Origin of the sequence: Variovorax sp. NFACC27, assembly GCF_048301545.1 — a bacterium.
GTDB lineage: Bacteria > Pseudomonadota > Gammaproteobacteria > Burkholderiales > Burkholderiaceae_C > Variovorax > Variovorax gossypii.
Genome location: NZ_CP157613.1, coordinates 7,706,496 through 7,721,089, shown reverse-complemented (window position 1 = coordinate 7,721,089; position 14,594 = coordinate 7,706,496). Strand labels below are relative to the sequence as shown.

15 protein-coding genes are annotated in these 14,594 nt (G+C 68.6%); 7 read left to right on the top strand and 8 right to left on the bottom strand.

Annotated elements, in window-relative coordinates; translation table 11 throughout:
* Positions 1–12 precede the first annotated feature (12 nt).
* Positions 13–1,371, bottom strand: coding sequence for a glutathione-disulfide reductase (gene gorA / locus ABL840_RS36240; protein ID WP_093307304.1), 1,359 nt, complete (start codon positions 1,369–1,371; stop codon positions 13–15).
* Between the two features lie 178 nt (positions 1,372–1,549).
* Here gorA and ABL840_RS36235 point away from each other — a divergent pair, with 178 nt between their 5' ends.
* Positions 1,550–1,831 carry a double zinc ribbon domain-containing protein gene (locus tag ABL840_RS36235; protein ID WP_418116119.1) on the top strand — a complete coding sequence of 94 codons (282 nt, stop codon included), beginning with the start codon at positions 1,550–1,552 and terminating at the stop codon, positions 1,829–1,831.
* Positions 1,832–1,835: 4 nt separating this feature from the next.
* On the opposite strand, the gene ABL840_RS36230 is transcribed toward ABL840_RS36235, so the two are convergent.
* The gene (locus ABL840_RS36230; protein ID WP_093307302.1) at positions 1,836–3,767 is read right to left on the bottom strand and encodes a DUF6600 domain-containing protein; all 1,932 of its coding nucleotides are present in this window, start codon (positions 3,765–3,767) and stop codon (positions 1,836–1,838) included.
* Between the two features lie 140 nt (positions 3,768–3,907).
* Here ABL840_RS36230 and ABL840_RS36225 point away from each other — a divergent pair, with 140 nt between their 5' ends.
* Positions 3,908–5,953, top strand: a complete 2,046-nt coding sequence (locus tag ABL840_RS36225) for a PEP/pyruvate-binding domain-containing protein (RefSeq protein ID WP_093307301.1) — start codon at positions 3,908–3,910, stop codon at positions 5,951–5,953.
* Here ABL840_RS36225 and ABL840_RS36220 read toward each other — a convergent pair.
* Positions 5,950–6,849, bottom strand: coding sequence for an MBL fold metallo-hydrolase (locus ABL840_RS36220; RefSeq protein ID WP_093307300.1), 900 nt, complete (start codon positions 6,847–6,849; stop codon positions 5,950–5,952). The genes ABL840_RS36225 and ABL840_RS36220 overlap by 4 nt on opposite strands.
* Before the next feature lie 95 nt (positions 6,850–6,944).
* Between ABL840_RS36220 and ABL840_RS36215 the strand changes: the two genes are divergently transcribed.
* From ABL840_RS36215 to ABL840_RS36205, 3 genes are read left to right on the top strand one after another with little or no spacing between them, the layout of a single operon-like run.
* Positions 6,945–7,268 (top strand): ArsR/SmtB family transcription factor, encoded by a 324-nt coding sequence (locus ABL840_RS36215; protein ID WP_093208422.1) that lies wholly within the window; start codon positions 6,945–6,947, stop codon positions 7,266–7,268.
* A 2-nt stretch (positions 7,269–7,270) separates the two neighbouring features.
* Entirely contained in the window at positions 7,271–7,708 is a 438-nt protein-coding gene (locus ABL840_RS36210; RefSeq protein ID WP_093208425.1) for a YeeE/YedE family protein, read from the top strand.
* A 17-nt stretch (positions 7,709–7,725) separates the two neighbouring features.
* The gene (locus ABL840_RS36205) at positions 7,726–8,169 is read left to right on the top strand and encodes a DUF6691 family protein (protein ID WP_093307299.1); all 444 of its coding nucleotides are present in this window, start codon (positions 7,726–7,728) and stop codon (positions 8,167–8,169) included.
* Between the two features lie 8 nt (positions 8,170–8,177).
* Here the strand turns inward: ABL840_RS36205 and ABL840_RS36200 are convergent, their stop codons facing one another.
* The 3 genes from ABL840_RS36200 to ABL840_RS36190 form a co-directional block, all read right to left on the bottom strand.
* Positions 8,178–10,109 (bottom strand): TRAP transporter large permease, encoded by a 1,932-nt coding sequence (locus ABL840_RS36200; protein WP_093307298.1) that lies wholly within the window; start codon positions 10,107–10,109, stop codon positions 8,178–8,180.
* Entirely contained in the window at positions 10,106–10,786 is a 681-nt protein-coding gene (locus ABL840_RS36195; protein ID WP_093208434.1) for a TRAP transporter small permease subunit, read from the bottom strand. Before ABL840_RS36195 ends, ABL840_RS36200 begins: the two co-directional genes overlap by 4 nt.
* A 98-nt stretch (positions 10,787–10,884) precedes the next feature.
* On the bottom strand, positions 10,885–11,994 hold the full coding sequence (locus tag ABL840_RS36190) for a TRAP transporter substrate-binding protein (RefSeq protein WP_093208437.1): 1,110 nt from the start codon (positions 11,992–11,994) through the stop codon (positions 10,885–10,887).
* 220 nt (positions 11,995–12,214) lie between these two features.
* Here ABL840_RS36190 and ABL840_RS36185 point away from each other — a divergent pair, with 220 nt between their 5' ends.
* The gene (locus ABL840_RS36185) at positions 12,215–12,625 is read left to right on the top strand and encodes a rhodanese-like domain-containing protein (protein WP_093307297.1); all 411 of its coding nucleotides are present in this window, start codon (positions 12,215–12,217) and stop codon (positions 12,623–12,625) included.
* A gap of 19 nt (positions 12,626–12,644) precedes the next feature.
* On the opposite strand, the gene ABL840_RS36180 is transcribed toward ABL840_RS36185, so the two are convergent.
* Positions 12,645–12,917, bottom strand: coding sequence for a DUF4242 domain-containing protein (locus ABL840_RS36180; RefSeq protein ID WP_093208442.1), 273 nt, complete (start codon positions 12,915–12,917; stop codon positions 12,645–12,647).
* A 137-nt stretch (positions 12,918–13,054) separates the two neighbouring features.
* On the opposite strand from ABL840_RS36180, the gene ABL840_RS36175 reads away from it, so the two are divergent.
* Positions 13,055–14,008 carry an AraC family transcriptional regulator gene (locus ABL840_RS36175; protein WP_093208444.1) on the top strand — a complete coding sequence of 318 codons (954 nt, stop codon included), beginning with the start codon at positions 13,055–13,057 and terminating at the stop codon, positions 14,006–14,008.
* Between the two features lie 18 nt (positions 14,009–14,026).
* Here the strand turns inward: ABL840_RS36175 and lysM are convergent, their stop codons facing one another.
* Positions 14,027–14,488 (bottom strand): peptidoglycan-binding protein LysM, encoded by a 462-nt coding sequence (gene lysM / locus ABL840_RS36170; protein WP_093307296.1) that lies wholly within the window; start codon positions 14,486–14,488, stop codon positions 14,027–14,029.
* Positions 14,489–14,594: the final 106 nt, after the last annotated feature.

Here is a 14,594-nt window from a genome sequence, read left to right as displayed (position 1 = left end):
TCGCTGGGAGGCTTACCCCGGCATCGGCTCGCGCATCGTCACGAACTCCTCGGCGGCGGTGGGATGGATCCCCACCGTGCCGTCGAAGATCGCCTTCGTCGCGCCCGCGCGCATCGCCACCGCGAAGCCCTGCACGATCTCGCCCGCGTCGGCGCCCACCATGTGCAGGCCCAACACGCGGTCGGTCGTCTTCTCGACCACCAGTTTCATGAAGGTGCGCTCGCTGCTGCCCGAGAGCGTGTGGCGCAGCGACTTGAATTCGCTCGAGAACACCGTGACCTCGCCGAACTTCGCGCGCGCTTCGAGCTCGGTGTAGCCGCAGGTGCCGATGTTCGGGTGCGTGAACACGGCGGTGGGAATGAATTCGTAGTCGAGCCGGCGCTTTCCCTTGCCGAAGAGCTCGTCGACCACCACCATCGCCTCGGCCAGCGCCACCGGCGTGAGCTGCACGCGCGTGGACACGTCGCCCACAGCGTAGATCGACGGCACCGAGCTGCGGTAGTGCGCATCGACCGCGATCGCGCCGCGCTCGTCGAGCTTCACTCCCGCCGCCTCGAGGCCCAGCCCCTGCGTGTTGGGCACGCGGCCGGTGGCGAAGAGCACGGTGTCGGCCTCGATCTGCTGGCCGCGCGCGAGCGTGACGGTGAGGCCGTCGGGGCCTCGCGTGACCGAGGTGGCCTCGCAGTTCAGCCGCACGTCGACGCCGGCCTTGCCCATCTCGTTCGCGAGGAACTGCCGCACGTCGTCGTCGAAGCCGGTGAGCAGGTGCGCGCGGCGGTGCAGCTGCGTGACCTTGGAGCCCAGCCCGTTGAAGATCGACGCGAACTCGCAGGCGATGTAGCCGCCGCCCACCACCAGCAGGCGCTTGGGGAACGGGTCTAGGTCGAACATCGCGTCGGAGGTCACGACGTGCTCGCGGCCCTGGATGTCGGGCACGAAGGGCGTGCCGCCGGTGGCCACGAGCAGGTGGCGCGCGGTGTGGCGCTTGCCGCCGATTTCCACCGTGTGCGGGCCGACCAGTTGGGCCCATCCGGTGACGAGCGTGACGCCCGCGTTCTTCAGCAGCGAGGCGTAGATGCCGTTGAGCCGCGTGATCTCCTTCGCGCGCTGCGCCTTCAGGTGCGCCCAGTCGAACTGCGGCGCCTCGGGCAGCTTCCAGCCGTAGCCCGCGGCTTCCTCGAAGGATTCGGCATAGCCGGCCGCGTAGCTGTAGAGCTTCTTGGGAATGCAGCCCACGTTGACGCAGGTGCCGCCGAGCTCGGCGGCCTCGGCGAGGGCGACGCGGGCGCCGGTCTGCGCCGCCATGCGCGCGGCGCGAACGCCACCGCTGCCGCCGCCGATGACGAAGAGATCGAAGTCGAATGTGGGCATGAAAGGCTTGCTCCTTGGCCGCCGACTGTAGCGGCGGGGGCGAAGCCGGCGCTTCCGTCGGGGCTTGCTTGACCCTGGAGCTGCTTCAGGGATTCCACTGTGTCCAGGCCCCGCGGGAGTTCATCGCCGTCGGCGACGCTTCCGCGGGCAGCCTGTTTCCAGGGAGATGCACATGGGCATGCTTGAAAGACTTTTCGGAGGCCACGGCGGCGGTGGAGGCCACCACGGCTCGCACGGCGGATACGGCTATGGCAACGGCGCGCCGCCGGCGGGCGGTGGCGGCAGCGGCAGCGCGTGCCCCGCATGCCGCACGGTCAACGCGCCGGGCGCGCGCTTCTGCCAGCAATGCGGCGGTTCGATGCAGCCGGCGGCCTGCAGGCAGTGCGGCACTGCGATGCAGGCCGGCGCGAAGTTCTGCGCGCAGTGCGGCCAGCCTTCGGAAGCCGCGCCGCGCGGCTGAAGCGCTACTGGCGCGAGTCCGGCGAGGTCCAGAGCCGGCGCGGATCGTCACCGCCGCGCTGGCCGGGTTGCGGCTGGGGCTGCGGCGCCACGGGCGGCTGGATGCCGCGCTGCTGCTGCAGCGCGCGCAGCTGGGCCTGCTGCAAGGCCTGCTGTTGAGCCTGCGCCTGCTGTTGCATCTGCGCGGCGCGTTGCTGCATCTCCTGTTGCTGGCGAAGCTGCTGTTGCTGCGCCAATGCCTGCTGCTGGGCCGCGCGCATCTGCTGGAGCTGCATCTGCTGCGCCTGCTGCTGCTGGAGCAGCTGTTGCTGCTGCAGGGCCTGTGCCTGGGCGGCGCGCTGCTGCATTTCCTGCTGCTGGCGCAGCGCCTGTTGCTGCTGGAGTTGCAGTTGTTGTTGCTGCATCTGCTGTTGTTGCTGGTGCTGCCAGCGCTCCTGCTCGCCGCGCTGACGCCATTCCTGCTGCGCCCGCCAGTCCTGCTGCTGGCGCCAATCCTGCTGTTGCCTCGAGCCTTGCTGGCGCTGCCATTCCATCTGCTGCTGTTGCGGCATCAGCTGTTGCTGCTGGGCCTGCTGCGCCTGCTGGAGCTGGATCTGCTGCTGTCGCGCCATCAGCACCGCGGCCGGCGGCACCACCGCGGCGGGCCGGCCGAAGCCGCCGAAGGCATTGACGGCGATGCCGGGGGCGGGCGCCACCGGTCCGCGCGCGAAGCGGTCGTCCGGCAGCCGCATCAGGTCGCGCCGTCCGAAGGGGCCGCGGCCGAAGCGGTCGGCGGGCAGCACCGTCACGGCGCCGGGCATCTGCTGGTTGGCATAGAAATCGTTGCGCGGCGCCTGGCGGTTGTAGATGGCCATGCGGTTGACCTGGTCCAGGTAGCGCTGGCTTGCCCGGTAGCCGGGGCGCCACTGTTCGCCCGGGGCCAGCGGGAACCAGCCCACGCCGTTGCCGCCCGCGCTGCCGCCGCCGTTCACGAAGCCCACCAGTGCCGGCGAATACACGGGCCGCCCGTTCGGCCGCCCGGGCACCCAGCCCCAGCGCGGACCCACGCGCGCCCAGCGGCCGTAGTGGGAGGGCGCGAAGCCCCATGGCGCGGCGTCGATCCAGGTCAGTCCCCAGGGCGCGACGTTGACCCACTGGCCGTCGCGGTAGGGCGCCCAGTCGGCATCGACATTGCGCGGGAACCAGACGTCGCCGTAGGTCGGATCGCTCTGCCAGTCGCCGTATGCATCGAGCTGTTGGTAGCCGACCACTTCGCGCGACACGTAGCGCGCGGAAACCGACTGCTCCTCGATGCGGTTGCGCTCGGCCACCCAGGCGTCGAAGCCGCTGCCCTGGGCCGGCGTTCCGCCGATGGCGGCAAGATCGCGTCCGGACACGGTGAGCTGCTGGCGCGCGCCCAGCGACTGCGACTGGCCGTTCTCGCCGTAGAGCGTGACGCGGCCCGAAGCCACCGCCACCCAGGTGGTGCCGGCGGCCGGATCGGCGGCGATGCGGTATTCGCCCGGCTCGTCGATCACCACCGCGAGGTTGCCGGTATCGACCTCGAAGCGCTGGCCCGAGAGTTCGTCGCGCACGCGCAGCTGCAGGTTGCCCTGGTTCGAGGTGATGCGGGCCGTGTCGTCGTCGAGCTCGGTGAATTCGACGTGGGTCTGGCCATCGAGCCGCAGCGCCGCCGAGCCGACGTGCAGCTCGGCGCGTGCATTGTGGTCGGTCCAGAGCCGGTCGCCGGTGGTGAGGGGGCGGTTGGGTTGCGCGTCGTACCAGCTGTCGGCGCCGGCGGGCGCGAAGCTCACCGTGCCCTGCTGGTAGTTGAGCCGCGCGATGCGGCCCGGCGGGTCCTGCTGCGCGCTGGCCGCGAGGCCCACGCAAAGGAGTGCCGCGCCGAGCAGCCATCGGCGCGCGGCGGAAAGCGTGAAGAGGGACGCGGTCTGGTTCATGGCGTTGTTCTCTGATCCTCGGGAGGGTGCGGAAGCTCTGGAGTTGTAACGCGCGAGAATCCGCTGCCGCTGTCACCGCGCGACCCCTGCTTGGTGAAGCGCGCGTGCAATCGGCAACCGGCTGTAAGGAGGGACGCCACATGAAAAACCAGAACAGCGCATGGCCCACGGGCATGCTGCGCTCCAAAAACAATAGCGCGATCGTTTTCTGCATGGCCACGGCCGCGATGCTGGCGGCCCTGCCGGCCTCCGCCCAGCTCGCGCGCAAGCCGTCGTATTACCAGCAACAGAACCAGCCGCAGCCCGAAGGTCCGGCCGCGCAGCTCGTGCCCCGCCCGTCGGTTCCGTCGTCGCTGCCCGCGCTGCGCAGCCAGGGCGACTTCGACCAGCTCGCCCGCGTCTACGACGCCGGCACGCCGATGCAGCTCGCCCACGTGCTGTTCGCCGTCGACCGGCAGGCGAAGCCGCCGCGCATGTACTACATCGACACGCCGCGCTACCAGTTGCACGTGCGCTTCCTGCGCGACACCCGGCTCGTGCCCAACACCATCAAGCGCGAGATCGACCGCAACTACCTCGTGCCCGACCGCCGATTCCTGTTCGGCACACTGAGCTGGCAGCAGAACATCGGCAGCTTCACCTACGAATTCTGGGAAGGCGACAAGCTCACCGCGCCGCTGCTGCGGCAGGCCGACCAGCAGGTCAAGGCCAGCTTCTTCGCGCCGGTGAAGTTCAAGACCAACTCCACGCTGCACGAGCGCGTGGCCAAGGAAACCGGCATCGACTTCGTGAGTCAGGAAGCGCTGATCCGCGAGCAGCCCTTCTTGCCGATGAACCTCGGCACCGCCACCGGCCGCGTGCGCATCGTGGACGACGAATCTGGCATCAACGCGCTGCTGCCCGACGACATCGCCGTGCTGCGGCAGGTGCCCATCGGCCTGCCGCCGGTGGCGGCCGTGCTGACCGAGCGGCCATCGACGGCGCTCTCGCACGTCAACCTGCTGGCCAAGGGCTGGGGCATTCCCAACGCCTATGTGCGCGACGCCGCCGCCGTGCTGAAGGAGCACGCCGGCCAATGGGTGGCGCTGAAGGTGGCGGCGTCGGGCTACCAGGTGCGACGGCTCACGCCGGAGGAGATCGCCGCGCTGCCGCCGCGCGCGGTGCGCACCGCCGCCACGGGGGTCGTACCGGGCAGCTCGCGCGCCATCAAGCCCGACCTGCGCGAAAGCCGGCTGCTGCCGCTGGCCTCGCTGCGCGCACGCAACAGCGCCCAGTGCGGCGTCAAGGCCGCGAACCTCGGCACCATGCAGGCCGCGCACATTCCGGGCACCTCGGTGCCCGATGGCTTCTGCGTTCCCTTCGCGCACTACGACCGCTTCATGCGCGCCAACGGCCTGGCCGACCGCATCGCGCGCATGCAGCAGCAGCCGGGCTTCGCGAGCGATCCCAAGGTGCGCCAGAAGGCTCTGGCGCAGCTGCGCGACGAAATCGTGCAATGGCCGGTCGATGCCGCCACCGCGGCCGGCTGGCGCGCGGCATGGCAATCGCAGCTCGGCGGCGGCGGCGTGTTCGTGCGCAGCTCGTCCAACTCGGAAGACCTGCCCGGCTTCAGCGGCGCGGGGCTCTACACCACCGTGCCCAACGTCAAGACCGGCGACGCGCTCGAGGTGGCCGTGAAGAAGGTCTGGGCCTCGGTGTTCAACCCCGAGGCCTGGGAGGCCCGCACGGCTGCGGGCTTCGGCGCCGAGTCGGTGCTCATGGGCGTGTTCGTGCAGACCGCCATCGACTCGACCAACGCCGGCGTGATGATCACCCGCGACCCCTTCGACGCGGGGCACCCGCACATCACCTACATCTCGGCCAAGCGCGGCATCGGCATCCGCGTGGTCGAGGGTCGGCGCGTGGCCGAGCAGGTGATGTACTCGAGCTGGTCCAAGGCCATCCAGGTGCTGAGCCGCTCGGCCGAAGACACGGCGCTGCAGCTCGACAAGGACGGCGGCGTGAAGGAAGTGCCGGTGGAAGCCGGCCGCAACGTGCTGACCGACGAGCTGGTGGTGCGCCTGGCCAACGTGGGCGCGGCGGTGAAGCGCACGTTCAACGCCGTCGACCAGGACATCGAATGGGCGACGGTGGGCGACAGGATCGTGCTGCTGCAGGCGCGGCCGTACGTGGAGCGTCGGCGCTAGCGCCTGCGGTTTTCATTCCGGGGCAGGGCGTTGAGCGGAATGCGCAGGTAGGCCACCCCGTTGTCGTCGGGTGGCGGCAGCCGGCCGGCGCGCACGTTGACCTGCATCGACGGCAGGATCAGCGTCGGCACGTCGAGCGTGGCGTCGCGCGCGGTGCGCATGCGCACGAATTCGTCTTCGCCGATGCCGTCGTGCACGTGGATGTTGTGGGCGCGCTGCTCCGCGACGCTGCTTTGCCAGCGGGGCTCGCGCGTGGCGGGCGGGTAGTCGTGGCAGACATACACGGCAGTTTCGGGCGGCAGGGCGAGCAGGCGGCGCATCGAGCGATATAGCTGGCGCGCGTCGCCGCCCGGGAAGTCGGCGCGCGCGCTGCCCAGGTCGGGCATGAAGAGCGTGTCGCCGACGAAGACCGCGCCGTCCACCAGGTACGCCATGTCGGCCGGCGTGTGGCCGGGCACCAGCAGCGCGGTCGCCTCGGTGTCGCCGATGCGGAAGGATTCGCCGTCCTCGAAGAGATGATCGAACTGGCTGCCGTCGGGCAGGAAGTCGCGCTCGAGGTTGTAGAGGTTGCGGAAGGTGGCCTGCACCGTACGGATGTGCTCGCCGATGGCGATGCGTCCGCCCGCCTGCGACTGCACGTGGCGCGCGCCCGAGAGGTGATCGGCATGCGCGTGGGTCTCGAGGATCCAGTCGACCTGCAGCGACTGGGCGCGCACGTAGGCCAGCAGTCGGTCGGCCGAGGCGGTGCCGGTGTGGCCGGACCTGAAGTCGTAGTCGAGCACCGGGTCGATGACGGCTGCGCGCCTCGTGGCGTGGTCCCGGATCACATAGGACACCGTGCCCGTCGCGGGGTCGAAAAATGCCTGGGTGGTGGTGCGGGGCGCGGTCGTCGTCATGGCAATCCTTCCGTGATGCAGGGTGCATCGGCTTCATTCAAGGCATCTATATTATATTGATTGATATAATGTTTGTTGGCTAACTGTCATTGCCCATGAAGAACTCCACCCTCGTCATCGATCCCGAAGCGCTGCGCGGCGCCGCCGGCCGGGCGGTCGGCGTGCTCAAGCTGCTGGCCAACGAAGACCGGCTGCTGCTGCTGTGCCAGCTCTCGCAAGGCGAGATGTGCGTGAGCGACCTTGAAAGCGTGCTGGGCATCCGCCAGCCCACCCTGTCGCAGCAGCTCTCGGTGCTGCGCGCCGAAGGCGTGGTCAACACCCGGCGCGACGGCAAGAACATCTACTACAGCGTCGCCGATGCCGCGCTGCTCGAGATCCTCGCGGTGCTCTACCGCCTCTACTGCCCGAAGGAGAGCTGAAGATGCCCGCCATCGACTGGCCTCATTTCACGCCGTGGGCCGCGCTGGCCGGTGGCGTCCTCATCGGCATCGCCGCGGCGATGTTCGTGCTGCTCAACGGACGCATCGCGGGCATCAGCGGCGTGCTGGGCGGGCTGCTGCGCCCCGCGAAGGGCGACATCGCCTGGCGCGCGGCCTTCGTGCTCGGCCTGGTCGGCGCGCCCCTCGTCTACGGCCTGTTCGCCGTGCTGCCCGCGGCGCGGATCGATGCGGGCTACGGCACGCTCGCGCTGGCCGGCCTGCTGGTGGGCGTGGGCACGCGCTATGGCGCGGGTTGCACGAGCGGTCACGGTGTGTGCGGACTGGCGCGGCTGTCTCCGCGTTCGCTGGCCGCCACCGGGGTTTTCATGGCCGCAGGGTTCGCCACGGTGTTCGTGGCGCGCCATCTGCTGAAGCTGTGAGCAGGGAGCGATCCGCCATGCCGCTCGTCATTGCTTCCCTGCTCTCCGGCCTGGTCTTCGGGCTCGGCCTCATCGTGTCCGGCATGGCCAATCCGGCCAAGGTACTCGGCTTTCTCGACCTGGCCGGGCCGTGGGACCCGTCGCTCGCGTTCGTGATGGGCGGTGCCGTCGGTGTGAGCGCCTTCGCCTTCATGTTCGCGCGCCGGCGCAAGCTGTCGCTGCTTGGCGCGCCGGTCGCGCTGCCCACCGCGCGGCGGCTCGACCGCCGACTGATCGGCGGCAGCCTGCTGTTCGGCATCGGCTGGGGCATTGCGGGCTTCTGTCCCGGTCCCGGGCTGGTTTCGCTCGGCACGGGCGAGTTCAAGGCCGCCGTCTTCGTGGGCGCCATGCTGCTGGGCATGGGCCTGTTCGAACTGCTAGAGCGTCGCCGTGCCCGGCGCCTTGCCTTGGCCGTTGCCTGAGCGCACCCTCAGCCGTACAGGTACTGCGGCAGCCACAGCGTCAGCCCCGGCCAGATGTACATGAACACCATGCACAGGATGACGATCAGCATGTACGGCATCATCCCCGCGAAGATCTGGTTGATCGTCACGTGCGGGGGCGACACCCCCTTCAGGTAGAAGGCCGACATCGCCACCGGCGGCGAGAGGAACGCCGCCTGCAGGTTCACGAACACCAGCACGCCGAACAGCAGCGGGTCGATCTGGAAGTGCGCGAGCAGCGGCAGGAAGATGGGTACGAAGATCACGATGATCTCGGTCCACTCCAGCGGCCAGCCCAGGATGAAGATGATCGCCTGCGACAGCAGCAGGAACTGCAGCGGCGTGAGGTTCATGCCCAGCACCCATTCCTCGACGATGCGCTGGCCGCCCAAGAGCGCGAACACCGCCGAGAACAGCGCCGAGCCCACGAAGAGCCAGCAGACCATCGACGTGGTCTTCAGCGTGAGGAACACCGCTTCCTTGATTTTCTTGAAGTTCAGCGTGCCGGCTTGCCACGCCATCAGGAAGGCGCCGGCCGCGCCCACCGCGGCCGACTCGGTGGCGGTGGTGATGCCGAACAGGATCACGCCCAGCACCACCAGCGTGAGCGTGGCCAGCGGCATCACCGACGACACCAGCATGCGCAGGATCTCGAACTGCTCGGCGTCCATGCGCCAGTAGTACCAGGCCAGCAACGCGAGCGTGAAGAGGCTGCACAGCAGGAAGCCGGTGTAGAAGGCCTCGGGCACGGCCGCGATCTTCGGTGCGTCGACGGCCTCGCCGAGCTGCTGCAGGCCGCCTTCGGCGGCAGCCGGGGGCGGGGCTGCTTCGCTGCCCGGAGGTTCTTCCACGCCGCCGGGGGGCTCCTGCAGGCTGCCTTCGGATGCGGGCTCCTTGGGCTCGTCGGAGGTGGGCGGTTCGGCGAGGCCGGTTTCGGATGCGTGCGACGTTTCGGGCAGCGCCGCGGCCTCCTTCTGAGTCGCCTGCTGTTCCGCCACGGGCGTGCTGCTGTTGTTGTCCTTCTGCGAGTAGATCGTCACGTACCACCACACCGAACCCAGCGTCACTGCCGCGAGCGCGAGCGGCACCAGCGCATTCAGCAGGTTGCGCAGCAGCAGCCACCAGGTGATGCGTACGCCCTCTACCGCGCCGCGCAGCGCACGGCCGGGCGAGACCACGGCCGCGAGCAGCGCCGGCAGCATGCGCGTCGAATAGCTCGCGGCAACGTGCGCGACCCATGGCGTGACTGGCGCGCGCTGCTGTTCGCGCGGCAGCTTCGGCGCCACCTTCGGCTGCAGCAGCGCCCAGCCGATCACGTAGAGCAGGTAGAGGAATGCGAGGAAGAAGCCCGGGAACATCGCGGCCGCATAGAGCTTCACCACCGACTGCCCGGCCACCGCCGCGTACACGATGATCATCACCGAGGGCGGAATGAGAATGCCCAGCGTGCCGCCGGCGGTGATCACGCCGGCCGCGAGCCGCGTGTCGTAGCCCGCGTTGAGCATCGGCCGCATCGCGATCACGCCCATCAGCACCACCACCGCGCCGACGAGGCCGCTCGCGATGCCCCAGAAGGTGCAGACGATCAGCGTCGTCACCGCGAGCGAGCCCGGCACGCGCCGGAACGCGAGCTGCACGCTGTGGAACATCTTGTCGACGAGCGCGCCGCGCTCCATCACGTAGCCCATCAGCACGAACAGCGGTATCGACAGCAGCGTCTCGTTGGTCATGGCCCCGAAGGCGCGCTGCACCATCAGGTCGAAGACCTTGTTGTCGAGCCAGGGCATCGACGGGTCGTAGAAGGCGATGAAGCCGAAGAACATGCCCAGGCCCATCAGCGTGAACGCCGTGGGAAAGCCGAGCATGATCACGACCACGATCAGGCCCAGCATCAGCAGGCCGAGTGCGGGCTCGCTCATGCTGCACCTCCCGTGCCGTTGTTGCTGCTTTCGCTCTTGCGCTGCTGCGCGGCCTGCTCGATGGCGTGGGCTTTTTCCATCACCTCGCGCTTGTCGGCTTCATCGACGTAGCTGCTGCCGGCGAGCTGCTCGCCCACCACGTCCATTTCTTCGGCGTCCTTCAGGCGCGGCGTCCATGCGCCGGTCTTCAGGCACAGCACGCAGCGCACCATCTCGGCGAAGCCCTGCAGCAGCAGCACGGCGCCGGCCACGGGGATCACGAACTTGAAGGGGTACACCGGAATCGGGTCGGCGTTGAAGGTCTGCTCGCGCATCGCCAGCGACTCGCCGAAGTAGGTCCAGCCCGACCAGGTGAGCGCCACCACGCCGGGCAGGAAGAAGAGCGCGTACAGCACGAGGTCGAGCGCCGCCTGCGTGCGCGGCTTCATGCTGCCGTAGAAGAAGTCGCCGCGCACGTGCCCGGCCTGCGCCAGCGTGTAGGCGCCGCCCATCATGAAGAGCGTGCCGTAGAGCATGTTGTTGGCATCGAAGATCCAGGCGGTGGGCGCGTTCAGCGCATAGCGCTTGAACACCTCGCCGCACACCAGCAGCATCAGCGCCACGATGAGCCACGAGAAGGTCTTGCCGATGACCATGCTGAACCGGTCGACGGCGTGGAGGAAGCGTTGGATGGTCATGAAGGCATGGCGGGACAGGAGAGCACGCATCGGAAAGCCAGCCACCCGGGACGCCCCGGATGGCTGGCGCGAACGAAAGACCGGCGAAAGGCGCTTTCTCAGGCCTTCTTTTTCCCGAAGTAGTGGGCGTAGGCCATCTTGAAGTCCACCCCGTAGTCGTTCTGCCACTGCAGCGCACGCTCGGCGAACACGCGCTGCGACTCCAGCACCTTCTTGAAGAGCGGGTTCTCCTCGGACTTCTTCGCCACCGTCTTGTCCCAGGCAGCGAGCTGCGCGCGCAGCACCGCGTCGGGCGTCTTGTAGAACTTGATGCCGGCCTTCTTCATGTCGGCGTAGTCCTGCGAGTTGCGCTGCACTGCCTTCCAGCTCATGTCGGCGCTCGCGGCCTGCACGGCGTAGTCGATGATCGAGCGCAGCTCCTGCGGCATCGCCGCGTACTTGGCCTTGTTGAACAGCACCTCGAACTGCTCGCCCGACTGGTGGAAGCTCTGCAGCATGCAGTTCTTCACCACGTCGGGAAAGCCGAGCACGCGGTCGCTCGAAGCGTTGTTGAACTCGGCCGCGTCGATCAGGCCGCGGTCCAGCGCCGGCACGATCTCGCCGCCGGGCAGCGGGTTCACCGCCGTGCCCATCTCGGTGAACATGTCGACCGCCAGGCCGACGGTGCGGAACTTCAGGCCCTTCATGTCCTCGACCTTGGCCACCGGCTTCTTGAACCAGCCCAGCGGCTGCGTGGGCATGGGGCCGTAGAGGTACGACACCACGTCCATGTTCAGGCTCTTGTAGATCTCGTCGAGCAGCGCCTTGCCGCCGCCGTAGTTGTGCCAGGCCAGCACGGTGTTGGCGTCCATGCCGAAGCCGGGGCCCGAGCCCCACAGCGCGAGCGCCGAGTTCTTGCCGTAGTGGTAGGCCACCACGCCGTGGCCGCCGTCGAGCGTGCCCTTGTTCACCGCCTCCAGCAGCTGGAACGCGGGCACCACGGCGCCCGAGGGCAGCACCTCGATCTTGAGGCGGCCGCCCGCCATGTCGTTGACCTTCTTGGCGAAGTCGTTGGCGTACTCGTGGAAGATGTCCTTGGCCGGCCAGGTGCTCTGGAAGCGCAGGGAAGTGGTCTGGGCCATGCTGACCATCGGCACCGACATGGCGCCTGCGGCCACGGCCGCGCCCTTGAGAAGGCTGCGGCGGCGGGGTGATTTGCTGTCTGTCATGTTGTCTCTCTCCAAACAAGTTCTGATGACGAAGAAAACCTGCCCGCCCCTTGGAGTTATGTTCGGCAGGCCCAAGCCGCATCTTTGGCGCGCAGGAATACGCGACAAACAGGGTTTTCACGAACTGGTGAAAAATTCCATCATCCGGCGGGGGCGCGAGGCGGTGCAAAGACGGCCGCCGCCTCTGAAGTAACCCTATTCACTGGAAGGACGCAGAGAGATGACTGAACCCGTTGGGGAAAAAGGCTATGCCGGCGACATCACGCCCGAGCAGGCCGCGCAGTGGGTGGCCAGCGGCGAGGCCGTGCTGGTCGACGTGCGCACCGACGCCGAGCGCGAATGGGTCGGCTACGTGCCGGGGGCTGTGCCGCTGGCCTGGAAGCAGTGGCCCGGCATGGCGATGAACCCGGCCTTCGACGACGGCGTGCGCCTCGCCGCCGAGGGCGGAAAGAAGCTGGTGCTGCTGTGCCGCAGCGGCGTGCGCTCGATCGCCGCGGCGAAGCGCGCGACCGAGCTGGGCGCGCAGGCCTACAACATCCTCGAAGGCTTCGAGGGCAACCCGGACGAGAACGGCCACCGCGGGCTGATCGGCGGCTGGCGCAAGCGCGGGCTGCCCTGGCGGCAGAACTAGAGAAGGAAAGCCGCCCGCCTCACTCGGCCGTGGCCGGGTCGATGACGCTGTACACCCGGTCCACGCGGTTGGCCGGGAAGCCGCCGAGCTCCGCGTGTCGTCGCACCAGGGCCTCGTCGGTGGCCTGGTAGACGCAGTAGACCCGGTCGTCGGTCACGTAGCTGTGGATCCACTGGATGTCCGTGCCCATGCTGCTGAGCACGCCGCAGGATTTCTGCGAGATGGCTTTCAGGTCCGCAGGGGTGAACTTGCCGGCGCCGGGAATGTCTCGCTCGATGACGAATTTGGGCATGGTGGTACTCCTGTCTGGCTGTCAGAATCGGTCGAAGGCGACCAGGATCTATGGTGCCGAGGCGAAGCCGCCGCGTCTTGTCCGCTTCGCCGGACTTGTTGACCGAAACCCCGCCCTCGCTTGCCCGGGAGGTGACCATGGATGTCTTGTCGGACGTGCTGCGGACCATCCGCCTGGAAGGCGCGCTGTTCCTGAACGGGGACATGTATGCGCCCTGGTGTTTCAAGGTACCCAAGGGGACGGACATCGCGCAGCTGCTCAGGCCCGGCGCGCAGCGGCTGGCCATCTGCCACCTGGTGCTGCAGGGCGAATGCTGGGCCCAGGTCGACGGCGGGGAGCCGATCCGGGCGCGTGAGGGCGAGGTGATCGCCGCGCCGCATGGCGACTCCCACGTGCTGGGCAGCGGCCTGCAAAACGCAGCCGTGGACATGACATACGTGGTGAGTCCGCGCGCGCCCGAGCTGGAGCGCGTCCGCTACGGCGGCAATGGCGACCGCACGGTGCTCGTGTGCAGCTGGTTCGCTTACGAGGGCGACGCGCCCAATCCCGTCATGGCGAACATTCCGCGCCTGTTCACCACGCCGCTGCGCAGCAGGCCGGCGGGCCCGTGGATCGAGCAGTCGGTCAACTTCGTGCTGGGCGATGCGGCTTCGCGCTCGCCGGGTTCGGAGATGGTCGCCGCCAAGGTGGCCGAAGTGCTGTTCGCCGAAGTGCTGCGCGGCTACATCGAATCCATGCCCGCCAACAACCCGGGCTGGCTGGCGGGCCTGCGCGATCCCCACGTGAGTCGCTGCCTGGCGCTGATGCATGCCGAGCCCGCGCGCAACTGGACGGTCGACGAACTGGCGCACGAGGCCCACATCTCGCGCAGCGTGCTGGCGGACCGCTTCGCCGAACTGGTGGGCGTGCCGCCCATGCACTACCTGGCGCGCTGGCGCATGATCCTGGCCGCCGGCATGCTGCGCAGGGACCAATGCAACCTGGCGCGCATTGCCGAAGGCGTGGGCTACGAGTCGGAGGCCGCCTTCAACCGCGCGTTCAAGCGCGAGTACGGCGTATCGCCGGGGGCCTGGCGGCACAACGGCGCGTAGCCGCGTGCCGCAGAGAGTTCAGAGCGCCGGAATGCGCAGCTTCTGCCCCGGATAGATCTTGTCCGGGTGCGACAGCATCGGCTTGTTGGCCTCGAAGATCACGTTGTACTTGTTGGCGTCGCCGTAGTACTTCTTCGAGATGGCCGAGAGCGTGTCGCCGCGCACCACGTCGTGGTACTGCGCGGGCGGCGCGGCCGGTGCCACGAGGTTGTTCTCCACGCTGGTCACGTTCGCCACGTTGCCCGCGGCGAGCGACGCCTTCTCGCTGGCCTCCTGCGACGGTGCCTGGCCCGCGAGGGTGACCACGCCGGTGCTGGCGGTGTAGGTCACTTCCAGTCCCGTGAGGCCGAGGTTCTGCGTCTCGATGTAGGTCTTGATGGCGGCCGCGGCCGCCTGGTTGGCGTCGGGCGTGGCGGCCTGCGCCGACGAGCCGCCGAACAGCTTCTCACCAGCCTCCTTGATGAAACTGAGCAATCCCATGGTTCTCTCCTTGTGCGGTGGTGAATGGAACTGGCGAATGTAGCGGCGGAACTTCGGGAGCCGGCGTAGGCCCATGCCGCGTGTGTCAACGACGTGCCAGCGGAAA

Bases quoted from the DNA above. Each gene is read 5' to 3' on its own strand.
- ABL840_RS36175 (WP_093208444.1), top strand. From the start codon at position 13,055: ATGGATGTCTTGTCGGACGTGCTGCGGACCATCCGCCTGGAAGGCGCG.
- ABL840_RS36220 (WP_093307300.1), bottom strand. From the start codon at position 6,849: ATGACGACGACCGCGCCCCGCACCACCACCCAGGCATTTTTCGACCCC.
- ABL840_RS36205 (WP_093307299.1), top strand. From the start codon at position 7,726: ATGCCGCTCGTCATTGCTTCCCTGCTCTCCGGCCTGGTCTTCGGGCTC.
- ABL840_RS36210 (WP_093208425.1), top strand. From the start codon at position 7,271: ATGCCCGCCATCGACTGGCCTCATTTCACGCCGTGGGCCGCGCTGGCC.
- ABL840_RS36185 (WP_093307297.1), top strand. From the start codon at position 12,215: ATGACTGAACCCGTTGGGGAAAAAGGCTATGCCGGCGACATCACGCCC.
- ABL840_RS36235 (WP_418116119.1), top strand. From the start codon at position 1,550: ATGCTTGAAAGACTTTTCGGAGGCCACGGCGGCGGTGGAGGCCACCAC.
- ABL840_RS36180 (WP_093208442.1), bottom strand. From the start codon at position 12,917: ATGCCCAAATTCGTCATCGAGCGAGACATTCCCGGCGCCGGCAAGTTC.
- ABL840_RS36230 (WP_093307302.1), bottom strand. From the start codon at position 3,767: ATGAACCAGACCGCGTCCCTCTTCACGCTTTCCGCCGCGCGCCGATGG.
- ABL840_RS36215 (WP_093208422.1), top strand. From the start codon at position 6,945: ATGAAGAACTCCACCCTCGTCATCGATCCCGAAGCGCTGCGCGGCGCC.
- ABL840_RS36190 (WP_093208437.1), bottom strand. From the start codon at position 11,994: ATGACAGACAGCAAATCACCCCGCCGCCGCAGCCTTCTCAAGGGCGCG.
- gorA (WP_093307304.1), bottom strand. From the start codon at position 1,371: ATGCCCACATTCGACTTCGATCTCTTCGTCATCGGCGGCGGCAGCGGT.
- ABL840_RS36225 (WP_093307301.1), top strand. From the start codon at position 3,908: ATGAAAAACCAGAACAGCGCATGGCCCACGGGCATGCTGCGCTCCAAA.
- ABL840_RS36195 (WP_093208434.1), bottom strand. From the start codon at position 10,786: ATGACCATCCAACGCTTCCTCCACGCCGTCGACCGGTTCAGCATGGTC.
- lysM (WP_093307296.1), bottom strand. From the start codon at position 14,488: ATGGGATTGCTCAGTTTCATCAAGGAGGCTGGTGAGAAGCTGTTCGGC.
- ABL840_RS36200 (WP_093307298.1), bottom strand. From the start codon at position 10,109: ATGAGCGAGCCCGCACTCGGCCTGCTGATGCTGGGCCTGATCGTGGTC.